The sequence below is a fragment of the Kitasatospora sp. NPDC093806 genome (assembly GCF_040683335.1).
Classification (GTDB): Bacteria; Actinomycetota; Actinomycetes; order Streptomycetales; family Streptomycetaceae; genus Kitasatospora.
In genome coordinates, this window is sequence record NZ_JBFBDO010000145.1 from 1 (window position 1) to 15,438 (window position 15,438).

The 15,438-nt window shown below is 75.4% G+C and carries 14 protein-coding genes; 10 read left to right on the top strand and 4 right to left on the bottom strand.

Features of this window, described 5'->3' with window-relative positions; genetic code table 11:
* A partial coding sequence (locus AB0N76_RS36365; RefSeq protein ID WP_363564790.1) for an alpha/beta fold hydrolase occupies positions 1-587 on the bottom strand: 587 nt, incomplete at its 3' end.
* 239 nt (positions 588-826) lie between these two features.
* Between AB0N76_RS36365 and AB0N76_RS36370 the strand changes: the two genes are divergently transcribed.
* Positions 827-1,636: a hypothetical protein gene (locus AB0N76_RS36370; protein ID WP_363564792.1), complete on the top strand. Its 810-nt coding sequence runs from the start codon at positions 827-829 to the stop codon at positions 1,634-1,636.
* Between the two features lie 16 nt (positions 1,637-1,652).
* Here AB0N76_RS36370 and AB0N76_RS36375 read toward each other — a convergent pair whose 3' ends face one another.
* Complete coding sequence (locus AB0N76_RS36375) at positions 1,653-2,018, bottom strand: DUF6401 family natural product biosynthesis protein (RefSeq protein WP_363564794.1); 366 nt, start codon at positions 2,016-2,018, stop codon at positions 1,653-1,655.
* Positions 2,019-2,158: 140 nt separating this feature from the next.
* Here AB0N76_RS36375 and AB0N76_RS36380 point away from each other — a divergent pair, with 140 nt between their 5' ends.
* From AB0N76_RS36380 to AB0N76_RS36400, 5 genes are all read left to right on the top strand, one after another.
* Positions 2,159-3,085 carry an LLM class F420-dependent oxidoreductase gene (locus tag AB0N76_RS36380; RefSeq protein ID WP_363564796.1) on the top strand — a complete coding sequence of 309 codons (927 nt, stop codon included), beginning with the start codon at positions 2,159-2,161 and terminating at the stop codon, positions 3,083-3,085.
* 223 nt (positions 3,086-3,308) lie between these two features.
* On the top strand, positions 3,309-3,992 hold the full coding sequence (locus tag AB0N76_RS36385; protein ID WP_363564798.1) for an AAA family ATPase: 684 nt from the start codon (positions 3,309-3,311) through the stop codon (positions 3,990-3,992).
* 310 nt (positions 3,993-4,302) lie between these two features.
* Complete coding sequence (locus AB0N76_RS36390; RefSeq protein WP_363564800.1) at positions 4,303-5,313, top strand: zinc metalloprotease; 1,011 nt, start codon at positions 4,303-4,305, stop codon at positions 5,311-5,313.
* Positions 5,314-5,539: 226 nt separating this feature from the next.
* Entirely contained in the window at positions 5,540-5,998 is a 459-nt protein-coding gene (locus AB0N76_RS36395) for a universal stress protein (protein WP_363564802.1), read from the top strand.
* 54 nt (positions 5,999-6,052) lie between these two features.
* Positions 6,053-6,883, top strand: coding sequence for a DNA-formamidopyrimidine glycosylase family protein (locus AB0N76_RS36400; protein ID WP_363564804.1), 831 nt, complete (start codon positions 6,053-6,055; stop codon positions 6,881-6,883).
* Between the two features lie 49 nt (positions 6,884-6,932).
* Here AB0N76_RS36400 and AB0N76_RS36405 read toward each other — a convergent pair whose 3' ends face one another.
* Together AB0N76_RS36405 and AB0N76_RS36410 are read right to left on the bottom strand one after the other, a co-directional pair.
* Positions 6,933-7,568: a uridine kinase gene (locus tag AB0N76_RS36405; protein WP_363564806.1), complete on the bottom strand. Its 636-nt coding sequence runs from the start codon at positions 7,566-7,568 to the stop codon at positions 6,933-6,935.
* A gap of 85 nt (positions 7,569-7,653) precedes the next feature.
* Positions 7,654-8,967, bottom strand: a complete 1,314-nt coding sequence (locus tag AB0N76_RS36410; RefSeq protein ID WP_363564808.1) for a PQQ-binding-like beta-propeller repeat protein — start codon at positions 8,965-8,967, stop codon at positions 7,654-7,656.
* Positions 8,968-9,145: 178 nt separating this feature from the next.
* On the opposite strand from AB0N76_RS36410, the gene AB0N76_RS36415 reads away from it, so the two are divergent.
* The 4 genes from AB0N76_RS36415 to AB0N76_RS36430 form a co-directional block, all read left to right on the top strand.
* Positions 9,146-11,728, top strand: coding sequence for a SpoIIE family protein phosphatase (locus AB0N76_RS36415; RefSeq protein ID WP_363564810.1), 2,583 nt, complete (start codon positions 9,146-9,148; stop codon positions 11,726-11,728).
* 112 nt (positions 11,729-11,840) lie between these two features.
* Positions 11,841-13,547, top strand: coding sequence for a histidine kinase (locus AB0N76_RS36420; protein ID WP_363564812.1), 1,707 nt, complete (start codon positions 11,841-11,843; stop codon positions 13,545-13,547).
* An 85-nt stretch (positions 13,548-13,632) separates the two neighbouring features.
* On the top strand, positions 13,633-14,301 hold the full coding sequence (locus AB0N76_RS36425; protein WP_363564814.1) for a response regulator transcription factor: 669 nt from the start codon (positions 13,633-13,635) through the stop codon (positions 14,299-14,301).
* Between the two features lie 630 nt (positions 14,302-14,931).
* Positions 14,932-15,438, top strand: a 507-nt coding sequence (locus AB0N76_RS36430; protein ID WP_363564816.1) for a transglycosylase family protein, incomplete at its 3' end; no start/stop codon positions are given.

The window sequence follows — 15,438 nt, forward strand, 5'->3', positions numbered from 1 at the left end:
ACGATCCGCCGCATCAGGGTGTGCCCGGTGCCGAGGACGCTGTAGCCGCAGACCCGGGCCCCGGCGGCGCGGCCGCGGGCGGCGAACGCGCGGGTGTCGGCGGGGGAGGTGACCCGGTCGAGGTCGCCGTGCAGGGTGAACACGTCCCGGCCGGCCAGCTGCTCGCAGGGGTCCTCGGCCGGGCACCACGGGGCGAGGGCGACGACGCCGGTGACGGTCGGGTGGCCGGCGGCGCGCAGGGCGGCGCGGCCGCCCATCGAGTGGCCGACCAGGACGGTCGGCACCGGGCCGAGCTCCTCGGCGAGGTCGTCGAGCGCGGCGACGGCGTCCCGGGCGGCGTCGGCGCGGGCGCCGTTCCAGCCGCGGTGGCGGTAGCGGACGGTGCCGATCGCCACGCCCGCGTCGGCCGTCTCGCGGCGCAGCGCGTGGACGAAGCCGGCCATCCGCAGGCCGGCCAGGTTGACCGGGCCGGGGCGGGCGAGGCTGTGCTCCTGGCCGCCGTGCAGGACCAGCACCGCGGCTCCCGGCCGTTCCGGCAGCTCGCGCCAGACCAGGGCCCGGTGTCCGCCGCTACCGTTCTCGCTCACGCTGTCCCGTTCCCGCCCGCCGTCCGCACCGCGACCGGCCGTCCGTGCTGTGGACCGCCACTGTACGCGCCGGGCGTGTCGCGCCGGGAGGGGCCGGGACGGGGACGGGGGACCGGAGGTTCACCCGGGAAGATCAGTGCCGGCCGCCGGGGCGCGCGGGCGGACGGGGAGCCTGCTATCCACGAAGGAGTGGGGGTTCCCGCGCCGCTCCGGGCGCGGTTCGCCGAGTGGAGGACCCCGTGGCTCAGCAGCTCGCACTCTCCGTCGACTTCGGGGCGGGCTTCACCGAAGCCTGGTCGAAAGTCGCCAAGTTCATTCCGCAGTTCATCGCCTTCCTGGCGATCCTGGTCATCGGCTGGTTCGTGGCCAAGGCCATCGCCCGGCTGCTCGACCGGGTGCTCCGCCGGGTCGGCTCCGAGAAGGTGTCCGAGCGGGCCGGGATCGCCCGGCACCTGCGCGGTTCCAAGTACGACATGACCGGGATCGTCTGCAAGATCGTCTACTACGCGATCCTGCTGATGGCGCTCCAGCTGGCCTTCGGCGTCTTCGGGCCGAACCCGATCAGCGTGATGATCAACGGCATCGTCGCCTGGCTGCCCAAGGCCATCGTCGCGGTCGTCATCGTGGTCGTCGCGATGGCCATCGCCAACGCGGTGCGCGACATCCTGCGCAACGCGCTGGCCGGCGCCGCGTACGGGCGGACGGTGGCCACCGTCGCCTGGGCGTTCATCGTCGCGCTGGGCGTGATCGCGGCGCTCGGGCAGGCGGGCATCGCCACCTCGATCACCGGTCCGCTGCTGATCGCGGTGCTGGCCTCGGTCGCCGGGATCCTGGTGGTCGGCGTGGGCGGCGGTCTGATCATCCCGATGCGCCAGCGCTGGGAGCGCTGGCTGGACAGCGCCGAGCAGGAGACGGCCAAGCTGCGCGGCAACGCCTACCAGGCGGGCCGGGCGGACGCGCTGGCGAACCAGCCGGCCCGGCCGACCACCCCGGCCGCGCCGCCCGCCCCGGGCATCGACCCGGGCCGGCCCGCGCCCGAGACGCCGTAGCCGCGGCGGCTACGACCTACGACGCGAGCAGGTCCTGCTGGCGGACCAGCCAGCAGATGGCGGTCAGCCGGTACACCGCGAAGTCGTACCCGACCGGCTCGCGCCAGCCGATCTCGGTGAGCGCGTCGAGGAAGCCCAGCGCGTAGTCCGACAACTCCTCGCGGTCCAGGGGCCGGGGCAGCAGCTCCGGCCCCTGCGCGTACAGCAGCTCGCGCAGTTCGGCGGTGTGCTGGTCGACCGCCGCGACGAAGCCGGGCTCGAAGGCGAACTCGGCGAGCCGGGGGCTGAAGGCGGCGACGATGCCGGGCAGCGGGCAGCCGGCCGGGCGGTCGGGGGAGCCGTCGGGGGAACCCCGGTGCGACTCGTCGGGCGTGGCGAACATCCGTCCACGGTAGGCGAGCGCGGCGCCCGGTTCGGCGTCCCGTTGCGGTTCCGTGCTGAGACCTTGGCCACCTCCGGCCGTCGGGCCGATCCGGCCGAAACGGCCCTGAGCACCGGGTGGTCTGTACCAGAATGGCCGGTATGGATCTTCGCATCTTCACCGAACCCCAGCAGGGCGCGAGCTACGACACGCTGCTCCGGGTGGCCCGGACCGCCGAGCAGCTGGGCACCTTCAGCGCCTTCTTCCGCTCCGACCACTACCTCAAGATGGGCGGCGTCAGCGGCCTGCCCGGCCCGACCGACGCCTGGATCACCCTGGCCGGCCTGGCCCGCGACACCAGCACGATCCGGCTCGGCACCCTGATGACGGCCGGCACCTTCCGGCTGCCCGGCGTGCTCGCCATCCAGGTCGCCCAGGTCGACGCGATGAGCGGCGGCCGGGTCGAGTTCGGCCTCGGCGCGGGCTGGTACGAGGCCGAGCACACCGCGTACGGCATCCCGTTCCCGAAGGAGAAGTTCGGCCGGCTGGAGGAGCAGCTGGAGATCATCACCGGCCTCTGGAACACCAAGCTCGGCGACACCTTCGACTTCGCCGGGAAGTACTACCAGCTGACCGACTCGCCGGCGCTCCCCAAGCCGGCCCAGGCGAAGATCCCGGTCCTGGTCGGCGGCACCGGGCCGACCCGGACGCCCGCCCTGGCGGCCCGCTTCGCCGACGAGTTCAACCTGCCGTTCGTCTCGGTCGAGGACACCGCCGCCCAGTTCGGCCGGGTCCGCGAGGCCGTCGAGCGGGCCGGCCGACGGGCCGGGGACCTGGTGTACTCCAACGCCCTGGTGGTCTGCGTCGGCCGGGACGACGCCGAGGTGGCCCGCCGGGCCGCCGTGATCGGCCGCGACGTGGACGAGCTGAAGGCCAACGGCCTGGCCGGCACGCCCGACGAGGTGGTGGAGCGGATCGGCCGGTTCGCGGCCGTCGGCACCGAGCGGATCTACCTGCAGGTCCTGGACCTCGACGACCTGGACCAGCTGGAGCTGATCGCCACCCGGGTCGCCCCGCAGCTGGGCTGATCCGGACGCGCGGCCCCCGGGAGCCCGCCGCTCCCGGGGGATCCGCCGCCCCCGGGAGCCGTCGTGACGCGCCCGGTGCGTTTCTGTGACGTACCTGGGGCGGTAAAGCCCTCGGCCCGGACCCGGTCTGACCATTACTCTTTACTAACTCTTGAAGGGGGTAGGCCTTTCGGGAGGCGGGCCCGGGAACGTCCGGGCCGGCGGGGAGGCAGGGGGAGCAGCGATGGCGGACGTGAAGGTCTCCGGGGCGGTCCGCAGCACGCCGAGGCCCGGTTGCCCGGACCTGGCGGCCCGCCCGGAGGCGGAGCCGGCGGCCGGTCCGGTGCTGCGCCCGCGCGGCCTGCAGGACCTGCGGCGCGGCCGCCGCCCGGTCGCGCTGCACTACCCCGCGGGCGACCTGCTGGTGGTCTCCGGCCTGCCGGGCAGTGGCAAGAGCACCCTGATGCGCCGCTGCGTCCGCACCCCGCTGGTCGACTCGCAACTGGTCCGCGAGGAGTACGCCACCCGGCTGCCCGACTGGCTGCCGTACGCGCTCTACCGCCCGCTGGTGCGGATCGCGCACTACCGGCGGCTGCGCCGCGCGGTGCTGGCGGGCGGGCCGCTCACCGTGCACGACTGCGGGGCGGTGCCCTACGTCCGGCAGTGGCTGGTCCGGGCGGCCGAGCGGCAGGGGCGCCGGGTGCACCTGATCCTGCTCGACGCCAGCGCCGAGGAGGCCCGGGACGGCCAGCGGGTCCGCGGGCAGGCGGTCTCGGGGTACGCGTTCGCCCGGCACCGGGAGGCCGGCCGGCGGCTGCGCCGGCGACTGGCGGGGACGGGGGAGCCGCCGGCCGGGTGTGCGTCGGCCGTGGTACTCGACCGGGCCGGTGCGCGTGCCCTGCGGGAGATCGTCTTCGTGGCGTCGTAGTCTCGGCGAGGCGGTACGGGCGTCCGGTCTCCGGTTCGTCCCGGCCCGCCGGCCGCCTCGCCGCCTCGCGGGGCCAGCCGGGGTGTCAACTTTCGGACAGTCCGGGGCCGGTACTGTGCGCTGGCGCGTGACGGGAAATGCTCCATGTGCGGCGCGGTTCAGCCGCTCAAACTTCCGGATTATGTCCGATTTGTCGTCAGAAGTTCCAGGCCGGAACAAGTCTGACGCGTACACGCTCCCCTGCGTAGCCTTTGGCTCGGCGGCCCCCCTCAACCCGCCGACCCCCCACGGACTCCCCCCAGGAGCGCACATGCGTCGTTCCGCTCGCGTCCCCTCGCGTGCCACCGGCAGATACCTCAGCGCCGCGGCGCTGGTCGCGGCCCTCGGCCTCACCCAGTTCGTCGCCCCCTCCGCCTTCACCACCGCCAGCGCGGCCGCCAAGGCCCCGTCCGCCGCCGAGTGCACCGGCGGATCGGGCCAGGACGCCGCCGCCCGCAAGCCCGCCGACAGCCCCGGCGGCCAGGAGCCCAACGCCGTCACCGAGGCCCAGGCCACCAAGATGGACGCCGACCTCCAGGCCCGGCTCGCCCAACTGGCCCACTCCTCCCAGGGCGGCACCCTGCTGGCCCCCGGCACCCTGGCGGCCACCACCACCATCCCGGTGTACGTGCACGTCGTCCACGCCGGTACCACCGGCAAGCTGGCGGCCACCACCATCGCCAAGCAGATCGACGTCCTCAACGCCGCCTACAGCGGCCAGGGCGCGGGCAACACCGCCAGCCAGTTCCAGTTCCAGCTGGTCGCCACCGACTACACGGACAACGCCACCTGGTACAACGGCATCACCCCGGGCTCCAGCGCCGAGAAGGCGATGAAGACCAAGCTGCGCAAGGGCGGCGCCAACGCGCTCAACCTCTACACCGCCAAGCTCGGCCAGTCGCTGCTCGGCTGGGCGACGTTCCCCAGCTCCTACCGTTCCAACCCGAGCGACGACGGCGTCGTCATCCTCGACACCTCGTTCCCCGGCGGCTCGGCCACCAACTACAACGAGGGCGACACCGCCACCCACGAGGTCGGCCACTGGCTCGGGCTCTACCACACCTTCCAGGGCGGCTGCAGCGGCCAGGGCGACTACGTCGCCGACACCCCGGCCGAGAAGAGCGCCGCCTACCAGTGCCCGGCCGGCCGCGACACCTGCACGGCCACCGGCCTCGACCCGATCCACAACTTCATGGACTACACCTACGACTCCTGCATGACCCAGTTCACCCCCGGTCAGGTCGCCCGGATGTCCAACTCCTGGGCCGCCTACCGCGCCTGACGGCCACCCCTGACGGGGACCGCCACCCGAACGCTGGCGGGTGCGTGGCGACGACGCCGCGCACCCGCCAGTACCAGTTCCGCCAGTTGTTCCCCTGTCGCCGCCGGTTTCGAAAGTGTACGAAGCGATCGGCGTGGAAATGAGCGGCCGAACGCCCTTGTCGATCTATGTTTGGCGGGTCGGCGGCCGACGGAGCCGCGACAGCGGTCGAGCGAGGAGCAGCGGCATGGCCAACAGCGCGAACCCCAGGATCGTCGTCGGTGTGGACGGCTCGCCCGCCGCCGAGCAGGCGCTGCGCTGGGCGGTCGACTACGCCCGACTGGCCGGAGGCAGCATCCACGCCATCGCCGCCTGGGAGTACCCGGCGTTCTACGGCTGGGGCGGGACGAGCGTGCCGGCCCCCGAGTTCAACCCCGAGGAACTGGCCGGCAAGACCCTCTCCGAGAGCGTCGCCCGGGTCGTCGGCACCGAACCCGCCGTCCGGATCACCGAGTCCGTCCTGCCCGGCAACGCCGCCCAGGCCCTGCTGGAGGCCGCCGCCGGCGCCGCGCTGCTGGTGGTCGGCAGCCGCGGCCTCGGCGGATTCTCCGGCGCCCTGCTCGGCTCGGTCAGCCGGCACCTCACCGAGCACGCCCCCTGCCCGGTCGTCGTGGTCCGCGAGGGCGTGGCCGGCGCCGCCGGCTGACCCGACGGCCCACGGGTGGTGCGGCGGGCCGCCGGGCGGAGGGAGGATGGGGGCATGCCAGAAGGTGACTCCGTCTACCGCGTGGCGGCCGGCCTGCACGAGGCCCTCGCCGGACAGGTCCTGACCACCGCCGACCTGCGGGTGCCCGCCCACGCCACCGCCGACCTGACCGGCCGCCGGGTCCTGGCGGTCACCCCGCGCGGCAAACACCTGCTCACCCGCCTCGAAGGCGGCCTCACCCTGCACACCCACCTGCGGATGGACGGCCGCTGGACGGTCTACCGCCCCGGCGAACGCTGGACCGGCGCCCCCGCCTGGCAGATCCGCGCCGTCCTCGGCACCGAACGCGGCACCGCCGTCGGCTACCGGCTGCCCGTCGTCGAACTGCTGCGCACCACCGACGAGCGGCACGCCGTCGGCCACCTCGGGCCCGACCTGCTCGGGTCGGACTGGGACCCGGCCGAGGCCGTCCGACGACTGCTCGCCCACCCCGGCCGGCCGCTCGCCGAGGCCCTGCTCGACCAGCGCAACCTGGCCGGCATCGGCAACGTGTACGCCAACGAGCTCTGCTACCTGGCCGGTGTCACCCCGTGGACCCCGGTCGGCGAACTGACCGGCCCCGACCGGCTGGTGGAACGCGCCCGGCAGCTCCTCGACGCCAACAAGCTGCGGCCCGGCCACATCACCACCGGCGACACCCGGCGCGGCCACCAGCAGTGGGTCTACGGCCGGGCCGGGCGGCCCTGCGCACGCTGCGGCACGGCCGTGCTGACGGCCCGCCAGGGCACCCCGCCGCAGGACCGGATCGCCTACTGGTGCCCGTACTGCCAGCGCGGACCCGCCCCGGAGGTCCGCCCCGGTCCGCCCGGCCGACCGGGTCGGTGATGCCCGTCCGGTCCCGGACCGGTTCAGGGTCGGGCCGGCTCGGCGGGCCTCAGTCGGGCTCGACCAGGGCCGGGTGGCGCGGGTCGTCGACCCGGACGGTGAGGTCGGCCGCCTCGGTGGGCCCGGTCTCGGCCGCGTAGCGGGCGAAGGCCGGCAGCGTCCAGCGCTCCCCGTCCGGCGTCCGCCGGGCCAGCGCCGCCGGGGAGAGCGCCAGGTGGACGGTCAGCTCCAGCGGCAGCCACCGGCCGAGCAGCAGCGCGCCGTCCAGCAGCAGCACCCCGCCCGGTGGCAGCACGGTGTACGGCGCGCGGGTGGCGCGGTCGGTCACCGGGTCCCGCAGCGAGGGCAGGACCCGGCCGGTGCCGCCCGGCTCCAGCGGGTCCAGCACCTCGCGCAGCAGGGCGCCGTCGTCCAGCCAGAGGTCGTGGAAGGCGTCCGCGTCCTGCTTGCCGTACTCCAGCCGGACCGAGGCCGGGCGCAGGAAACCCGCCGCCGACACCCGCAGCGTCGCCAGGCCGCGCAGCCGCAACGGCTCCACCAGGGCGTCCGCGAGCTCCTCCGGCCGGGCCGCCGCCGCGCCGTCCACGGCCACCCGCAGCCACCGGCCGCCGGCCCCGGGCAGGGCGGCGATCCGGTCGGCGAGCAGCTCGGCGAGGCGGTCGGGCGAGATCGGACGGATCGGCACGGGGTCATCCAGTGGTCGGGACGGCGGACGGGGGAGCGGGGGAGCGGCGGGCCGGCCGCCGTTCGTCGTCGAACGCCGGCGCCGTTCACGGCACGGGCAGCGCGCCCAGGCAGTACAGCGTGCTGTCGTGGCCCGCGAAGAGGCGGGTGCCGTCGCTGCTGACCGACCAGACGTCCACGCCCGGACCGGAATCGGCGAAGGTGGTGAACTCCTCGCCGGTGGCGGTCCGGATGAAGTGGACACCGGCGGCGGCCGGACCGGGGACGATCAGATCGGTGCTGGTCAGCAGCGGCCGGGAGCGCCGGTCCAGCCGGAACGGCAGCTGGTGCTGCCACAGCGGCTCGCCGGTCTCCACCGCGTGGGCGGTGATCAGGCCGCTGTCGCGCAGCACGTACACCCGGGTGTCGTCGCTCACCGGCGGCAGGGCCCGCCACTCCTCGCTCGGCCCCGGGCGCACCGACCAGCGCGGCGCCCCGTCCTCCAGCCGGAGCGCCCGGACGCCGCCCGGGCCGTCCGGGAGGTAGACGTGCCGCTGGTCCACGGCGGACCAGCCGGGGCCGGTCATCCCGGTGGTCGCGGTCGACCAGAGCCGCCGGCCGGTGGCGCCGTCCAGCAGCGAGAGGCCGGAGGTCGGGTCCGAGTCCCAGGTGAACAGCCGGCCGGCACCGGTGTCGAGCACGCTGACGAGCAGCTCGCCGCGGGCCGCGGGCGGGCGGGACCAGACCAGTGCGTGGGTGGCGGCGTCCAATGCGAACAGGTGGCCGCCGTCGCTGAACGGCTTGCTGCCGATCCGGCCGTAGACGAGGTTCCCGTCGCAGCCGTACAGGGTGATCCGCTCGCCCAGCTCCGGCGGCAGCGGCAGGCTCCAGTCGGCGGCCGGCCCGGCCAGGCTCCGGGCGTCCACGTGCCCGGGCGAGGCGGTGAACAGCCGGCCGGCGCCCACGACCAGCGGGGTCTCCTCCGGCTCGCCCTTGGCCCGCGGGACGTCGATCGTGGCGGTCACCGCGCCGGTGTTCGGGTCGAGCACGCGCAGCCCGGAACGGGTCGGGTAGACGGAGAGGAACAGCCGCCCGCTCAGCCGGCCCGGCGTCATCGCCTCGGAACCGTGATAGGTCCACAGCGGCTCCGGCCCGGCGATCCGGGTCGGCACCGGCGCCGGAGCGGGACCCGGCGCGGACTCCGGATCGCTCACCGCCCGGGACACCCCCCACACCGCCGCCCCCGCCGCCAGCACCCCGGCGCCCAGCAACAGCCGCCGCCGGCTCAGCCACGGCCCGCCGCCGTCCCCGTCCGCACCCCCGCTGACCACGTCCCCCGGAGCGCCCGCCCCGTCACCCGCATCCCCGTCCCACTGCCAGGACGCCTCGGCCGAAGAGCCTTCGGACGGTGTGGACCCCATACTTCGCTACTCGTCTCCCCCGGGGCAGCCGCTGCGCTGCACTGTCCACGGAGAATACCCAAGTCAGCCACCGTCCCCCGCGTTGGCGACAGGACCGTCACCCGGGGTGGCCCCTGTGGCCCGGGGGGTGGGTGGGGTTCGTCTTGACAGCCCTGGGGGCCCGGCGTAGCAAGAGAGGATGCGCCAGGGTGTGCCGGCGGACCCGCCCGGTCCGCGACCGAGCGGCGGTGGTGCCCGGGCGGCGCGGCCCGACCCGCACCGCCCCCGGGAGCGGGCTGCCCCCGGCCGGAAGGCGGAGGAGACGGCGGAGGAGCGGGCGGCGCGCGAGCGCGACACCCTGCTGACCTCGGCCGTGCGCACCGTGCTCGGCGGTACCGACGCCTACGGCGCGACCGTGTACCTGCGCTCGCGGGACGGCCGCTCGCTGGTGCTGTGCGCCATCGCCGGCGTGCCGCTGTCGATCCTCAGCCCGTTCCGGCGGATCGCCGCCGCCGGGCCGCTGCCGGTCGCCGTCAGCTACCGCACCGGGCGGACCGTCCTGCTCTCCGACCCCGAGGACACCATGCGGCGCTTCCCGCAGCTCGCGGTCGGCCTGCCGTACGACTTCGCCTCCGCCTGCGTGCCGGTCCGGGCCGGGGAGGAAACCTACGGGGTGCTCGGCGTGCTCTGGCCGGCCTCCGCGGACGGGGTGCCCGAGGGCGCCCGCCGGCACCTGCGGACGGTCGCCGCCCGGCTGGCCGCCGGGCTGGCGGGGCTCGCGGCGGACGGCCACCCGGTGGAGCCGAACGGCGAGACCACCGTCGTCGAACTGACCCCGCCGTCCGCGCCGACCACCCGGGTCGGACTGTTCGACTGGGACGTGGCCACCGGCGCGCTCTCCGCCGACGACCAGTTCTGCGAGATCTTCGGCCTCGCCCCCGGCGACTTCGACGGCCGCGCCGAGACCCTGGCCGGCCGGATCGCCCCCGGCGACCTGGCGGAGTTCCGCACCGCCGTGCGCGGCGCCCTCGACCGCGGCCGGGTGCTCGCCGCCCGGCTGCGCGTCCTCGACCGCGACGGCCACCCCTACCCCGTCGAGCTCTGGGCCCGGGTGCCGCACACCGGCGCGGAGCAGGACACCCGCCCGGACCAGCGCACCCGACCGGACGAACGCACCCGGCTGGTCGGCGCCGTCCTCGACACCCGGACCGGCACCGCCGCGGCCGCCGCCGTGGAGCGGCTGCGCGACGGCGTCTTCTCGCTCGACCCGGACGGCCGGATCACCTACGCCAACCACAGCGTCGAGCTGCTGCTCCAGGCCCGGCGCGAGGACCTGCTCGGCCACCACCCGTGGCAGGTGCTGTCCTGGCTCTCCGACCCCATCTACGAGAACCGCTACCGGGCCGCCCTGCTCTCCCAGCAGCCCACCGCCTTCCTGGCCCGCCGCCCGCCCGACCACTGGCTGGCGTTCTCGCTCTACCCGGACGCGCACGGCGTCACCGGCCGGGTGGTCGCCGCCGACCCGCCGGCCGGCGCCACCGCGCCGCCCGCCGAACCCGAGCCCGGCGCCTGGACCGGCCTCGGCGCCATGTACCACCTGCTCCAGCTGGCCAGCGCGCTCAGCGAGGCGGTCACCGTCCGCGAGGTCTGCCGGGCGGTCGCCGACCAGATCCTGCCGGCGCTCGGCGGACAGGAGCTCGCCATCTACGGCGTCCGCGACCGCCGGCTGCACCTGGTCTCGCAGAGCGGCTACCCGGACGGCTTCCTCGACCGCTTCGAGGGCACCCCGGTCGGCGCCCGGGTCCCCGGCGCCGAAACGCTCAGCACCGGCACCCCGATCTTCTTCGAGAACGTCCAGCAGCTCGCCGCCGCCTACCCCGGCCTGGCCATCGACGACATGGGCGCCTGGGCGTTCCTGCCGCTGATCGCCTCCGGCCGCCCGGTCGGCAGCTGCATCCTCGGCTTCGACCGGGCCCGCCCCTTCACCCTGGAGGAGCGCGGCCTGCTCACCGCGCTGGCCGGCTTCATCGCCCAGGCGCTGGAACGGGCCCGGCTGTACGACGCCGAGTTCGCCCTGGCCCGCGGCCTCCAGCAGGCGCTGCTCCCGCACCGGCTGCCGCACCTGGACGGAGTCCGGATCGCCGCCCGCTACCTGCCCGGCACCCAGGGCATGGAGATCGGCGGCGACTGGTACGACGCCATCGTCACCGGCCGCGACCTCACCCTGGTCATCGGCGACGTCGAGGGCCACAGCGTCGGCGCCGCCGCCACCATGGGCCAGCTGCGCAGCGCCGTCCGGGCCTTCGCCACCGGCGGCCACCCGCCGGACGAGGTGCTCGCCCGCACCAACCAGCTGCTGCTCGACCTCGACCCCGGGCTGCTCGCCAGCTGCTGCCTGGTCCGGCTCACCCCGGGCGGCGGCGGGGCCCTGATCGCCCGGGCCGGCCACCTGCCGCCGGTGCTGCGGCACCCGGACGGGCGGACCGAGGCGCTGTACGTGGCGGGCGGGCCGCTGCTCGGCGTCGAGCACGGCGCCGAGTACCCGGTGAGCAAGCTGACGCTGGACCCGGGCTCGGTGCTCGCCCTGTACACGGACGGGCTGGTCGAGGAACCGGCGGCGGGGATCGACGAGGGCGTGGACCGGCTGTGCGCGGCCCTGGCCGCCGGCCCGCCGGGCACCTCGCGGCCCGGGCTGGAGTCGCTGGCCGAGCGGCTGCTGCGCGAGGTCGGCTCGACCCACCGGGTGGACGACGTGGCGCTGCTGCTCACCGCCTACGGCTGAGCACCGGCCACCGGCCACGGCCTGTCGATCATGCCGGTCAGCGACTTTCGTCGGGCCCGGCAGCGACGAAGGGTGGCGGCGGTCCGCTCGGCCGGTTCGTTAGCCTCGACGGGTGGACGTCATAGCAAGAGCCTGGTCGAAGGCGGTACGAACGGCACTGCCCGGGCCCTGGCGGCCCGCGCTGGTGATCCGCGAGGCGGTGGGCGCGATCCTGCTCGGCGGGCTCGCCGCCCTGATCGAGGTGGTCAGCCCGACCGACCTGGCCGTGCCGATGGGCCTGCTCGTCGCCGTCCTCTTCCTGCTGCGGCGCGGCCTGCCCGCGACCGTCCTGGTGCTCACCGCGGTGGCCGCCGGCTGGGGCGGCGGCCCGCTGCCGCTGCTGATCTGCGCCGGCTGGTCGGCCGGTGCCCGGGTGAGCCGGGTCGGCGTGCTGGCCGGCTCGTTCGCCGGCGGCTACCTGCTGATGACCCTCCTCGGGATGCTGAAGGACGCCGGCCAGGTGCCGGTCAAGCTGATCATCGGGTTCTCGCTGGGCGGCTTCCTGCTGCTCGCCGTGCTGCCCGCGCTCTGGGGCCGGTACCGGGCGCAGCGCCGGGCGCTGACCGACGCGCTGCGCGAGCGCAACGAACAGCTGCTGCGCGAGCGGGCGATGGTGGCGCACCAGGCGCGGCTGCGCGAGCGGCACCGGATCGCCCAGGACATGCACGACAGCCTGGGCCACCAGCTGGCGCTGATCTCGGTGCACACCGGGGCCCTGGAGGTCGACCGGACCCTGACCGAGCGGCAGCGCGAGGCGGTCGGCGTGCTGCGGCTGGCCGCCGTCGCGGCGATGCGGGAGCTGCGCGAGGTGGTCGGCGTGCTGCACGACGAGTCGACGGCGCGGCCGCCGGTGGCGGGCTCCGGCACCGCACCGGGTGGCGGCGCTGTGGTCGGCGGCGTCGGGACCGGCGGCGTGGACGGCATCGAGGGGCTGGTCGGGTCCTCGCGGGCGGCCGGCGCCGAGGTCTCGCTCGGGTGGGACGGCGAGCGCCGTCCGCTGGCGGCGTCCGCCGGTCACGCGGCGTACCGGATCGTGCAGGAGGCGCTCACCAACGCGCACAAGCACGCCCCCGGCGCACCGATCGGCGTCGCGCTCCGGTACGAGCCGGACGCGCTGGTGGTGGAGGTGGTGAACCCGCGGGCGCCCGAACCGGTCGGGGTGCGCCCCGGCGGCGCCGGTGCCGTGGTCAGCGGCGGTCAGGGGCTGACCGGTCTGCGCGAGCGGGCCCGGCTGGTCGGCGGCATGGTGCACGCCGGACCGACCCCGGAGGCCGGCTTCCGGCTGGCCGCCGTGCTGCCGTACGAGGGCGCGGAGGGCGCCCCGGCCCCGGACGCGGGCCCGGGCGGCGGCGCGGCCGAGGCGCCGGACTGGGCGCTCGACGGCCTGCCGCCGGTCGAGGCCGTCCCGGCCAAGCGGCGCAGCCCGGCGATCGGCTGCGCGATCGGCGGCGTGGCGGTGCTGGTGGCCGTGGTCGGCCTGCTGGTCTGGGGCGTGGTCGCCTTCGTCGGGGAGGCCGCGGACGCGACGGTGAAGCGGTCGCTGTACGACGCGGTCCAGCTCGGCAGCCCCGAGGCCGAGGTGAAGGGCAAGCTGCCGAGGGGCGGCGGCTTCTTCACCAAGCACATGGAGGGCTCCGGCCCCACCGCGCCGCCCGGTTCGACCTGCCGCTACTTCCTCTCCGACGACCAGTCGGACGTCTGGGGCGAGGACAACGCGATCCGGTTCTGCTTCAAGGACGGCGTGCTGGTCGACAAGCAGCACTACCGGGTGAAGCAGTGAGCCGGGCGGGTGTGAGGATGGTCCCCGACGGCACCGCCCGGACCGGTGGTGCGCCGTCAGGACCAGTACAAGGGGAGCACCACCAGTGATTCGAGTCCTCGTCGCCGACGACGAGCCGCTCATCCGGGCCGGGATCAGGATGATCCTGTCCTCCGCCGAGGACATCGACGTGGTGGCCGAGGCCGCCGACGGCAGGCAGGCCCTGGAGCTGGCCCGCGCGCACCGGGTCGACGTCGTGCTGCTGGACATCCAGATGCCGGTGATGGACGGGCTGACGGCGCTCGCCGAGCTGCCGAGGGTCGCGCCCGGCGCGCGGGCGCTGATCCTCACCACCTTCGGGGAGCGCGACAACGTGCTGCGCGCCGTGAGCGACGGCGGCGCCGGGTTCCTGCTGAAGGACACCGCGCCGGCCGAGCTGATCCAGGCGGTCCGGGCGGCCGCCACCGGGCACGCCTTCCTGTCGCCGGCCGCGACCCGGCACATCGTCGACTCGCTGGCCGACGGGCGGTCCGGGCCGGCCGCGGCGCGCGGGGCGGCGGCCCGGCAGCGGCTGGAGGTGCTGACCGAGCGGGAGCTGGAGGTGCTGGCGCTGCTCGGGGAGGGGCTCTCCAACGCGGACGCCGGGGCCCGGATCCACATGAGCGAGGCGACGGTGAAGACGTACGTCAGCCGGATCCTGGCCAAGCTGGGGTGCGACAACCGGGTGCAGGCGGCGCTGCTGGCGCGGGACGCGGGGCTGGACGGGGGCCGGTAGGCGGGGCACCGGGCGGGGCCGGGGCGGGCTCGGGGCGCTCTGACGGTGCGTGCAAGGACGGGTCGTGTGCTGTGCGCTGAGCGATTTTCCGGTCACGCTCGGTAGTCGGAGTGGTGAACACCACGTCGACGGCGGGTGGAATCGGGAACTCCAGTGGGCGTGGTGACGGTGCGTCAGGCGTCGGTCGCGGTGGGTCGACGACGCGCGCGGTTCTGCGGCCGGCCGGGTGTGAGGGAGCGCACGGAAAACGACCGTTTGGGCCGGGAAATCCGGTCAAAGCCGGTCGTTTCCGGGCCGGTTTCATGATCGATACCGCCGGTAACAGTCAACTGACCTGCGGCGTCCAAGAATTGCTTGAAGCGGCCCGGTAGCGCCCGTAGCTTCTTTGGCGGTGCAGCGAGCACCACCCGGGTTCACCCCCGGTGCACCGCCCGCCGACTGACCCCCGGCGCGAGGGCGGTGCCCGCCGAAGCGGCCGGCTCTGACGGTCCGTCGGCGAGCGGGGGTGGCCGGGACGGCACGCGACACGTCGGACACGTGCGCGGCCGTCCATCGAGTGAGGGAGCGACAGCCGGCCCCGGCAGGGGTCTGGTTCCGCATGCCTGCCCGGGGCTTGTCGAGAGGACTTCCATGGATCTCCGTCACGAGACCGCCGCTACCACCGACACCGACAGCACCACCACCGCGAGCACCGGCACCGCCAAGCGCAACCGGGTCCGGATGGCTGTCGTCGCGGGTGCCGCCGTCGCGGCCCTGCCGGTGGCCGGCCTCGTCACGGCCACCTCGGCCTCTGCCGCCCCCACCTCCGCCTGGGACTCCGTCGCCCAGTGCGAGAGCGGCGGCAACTGGAGCATCAGCACCGGCAACGGGTTCTACGGCGGACTGCAGTTCACCCCCTCCACCTGGAGGGCGTACGGCGGCACCGCGTACGCCCCGCAGGCCCACCAGGCGTCGCGGGCGGAGCAGATCACGGTCGCCGAGAAGGTCCTCGCCTCGCAGGGTCCCGGCGCCTGGCCGGTCTGCTCGGCCAAGGCGGGCCTGAGCCGGGGCGGCGCGCCGGCCGCCGTCGACGCCCCCGCGCCGGCCCCCAAGGCGCCGCAGCCCGCCAAGCAGCAGCCGGCGAAGCAGCCGCCGGCC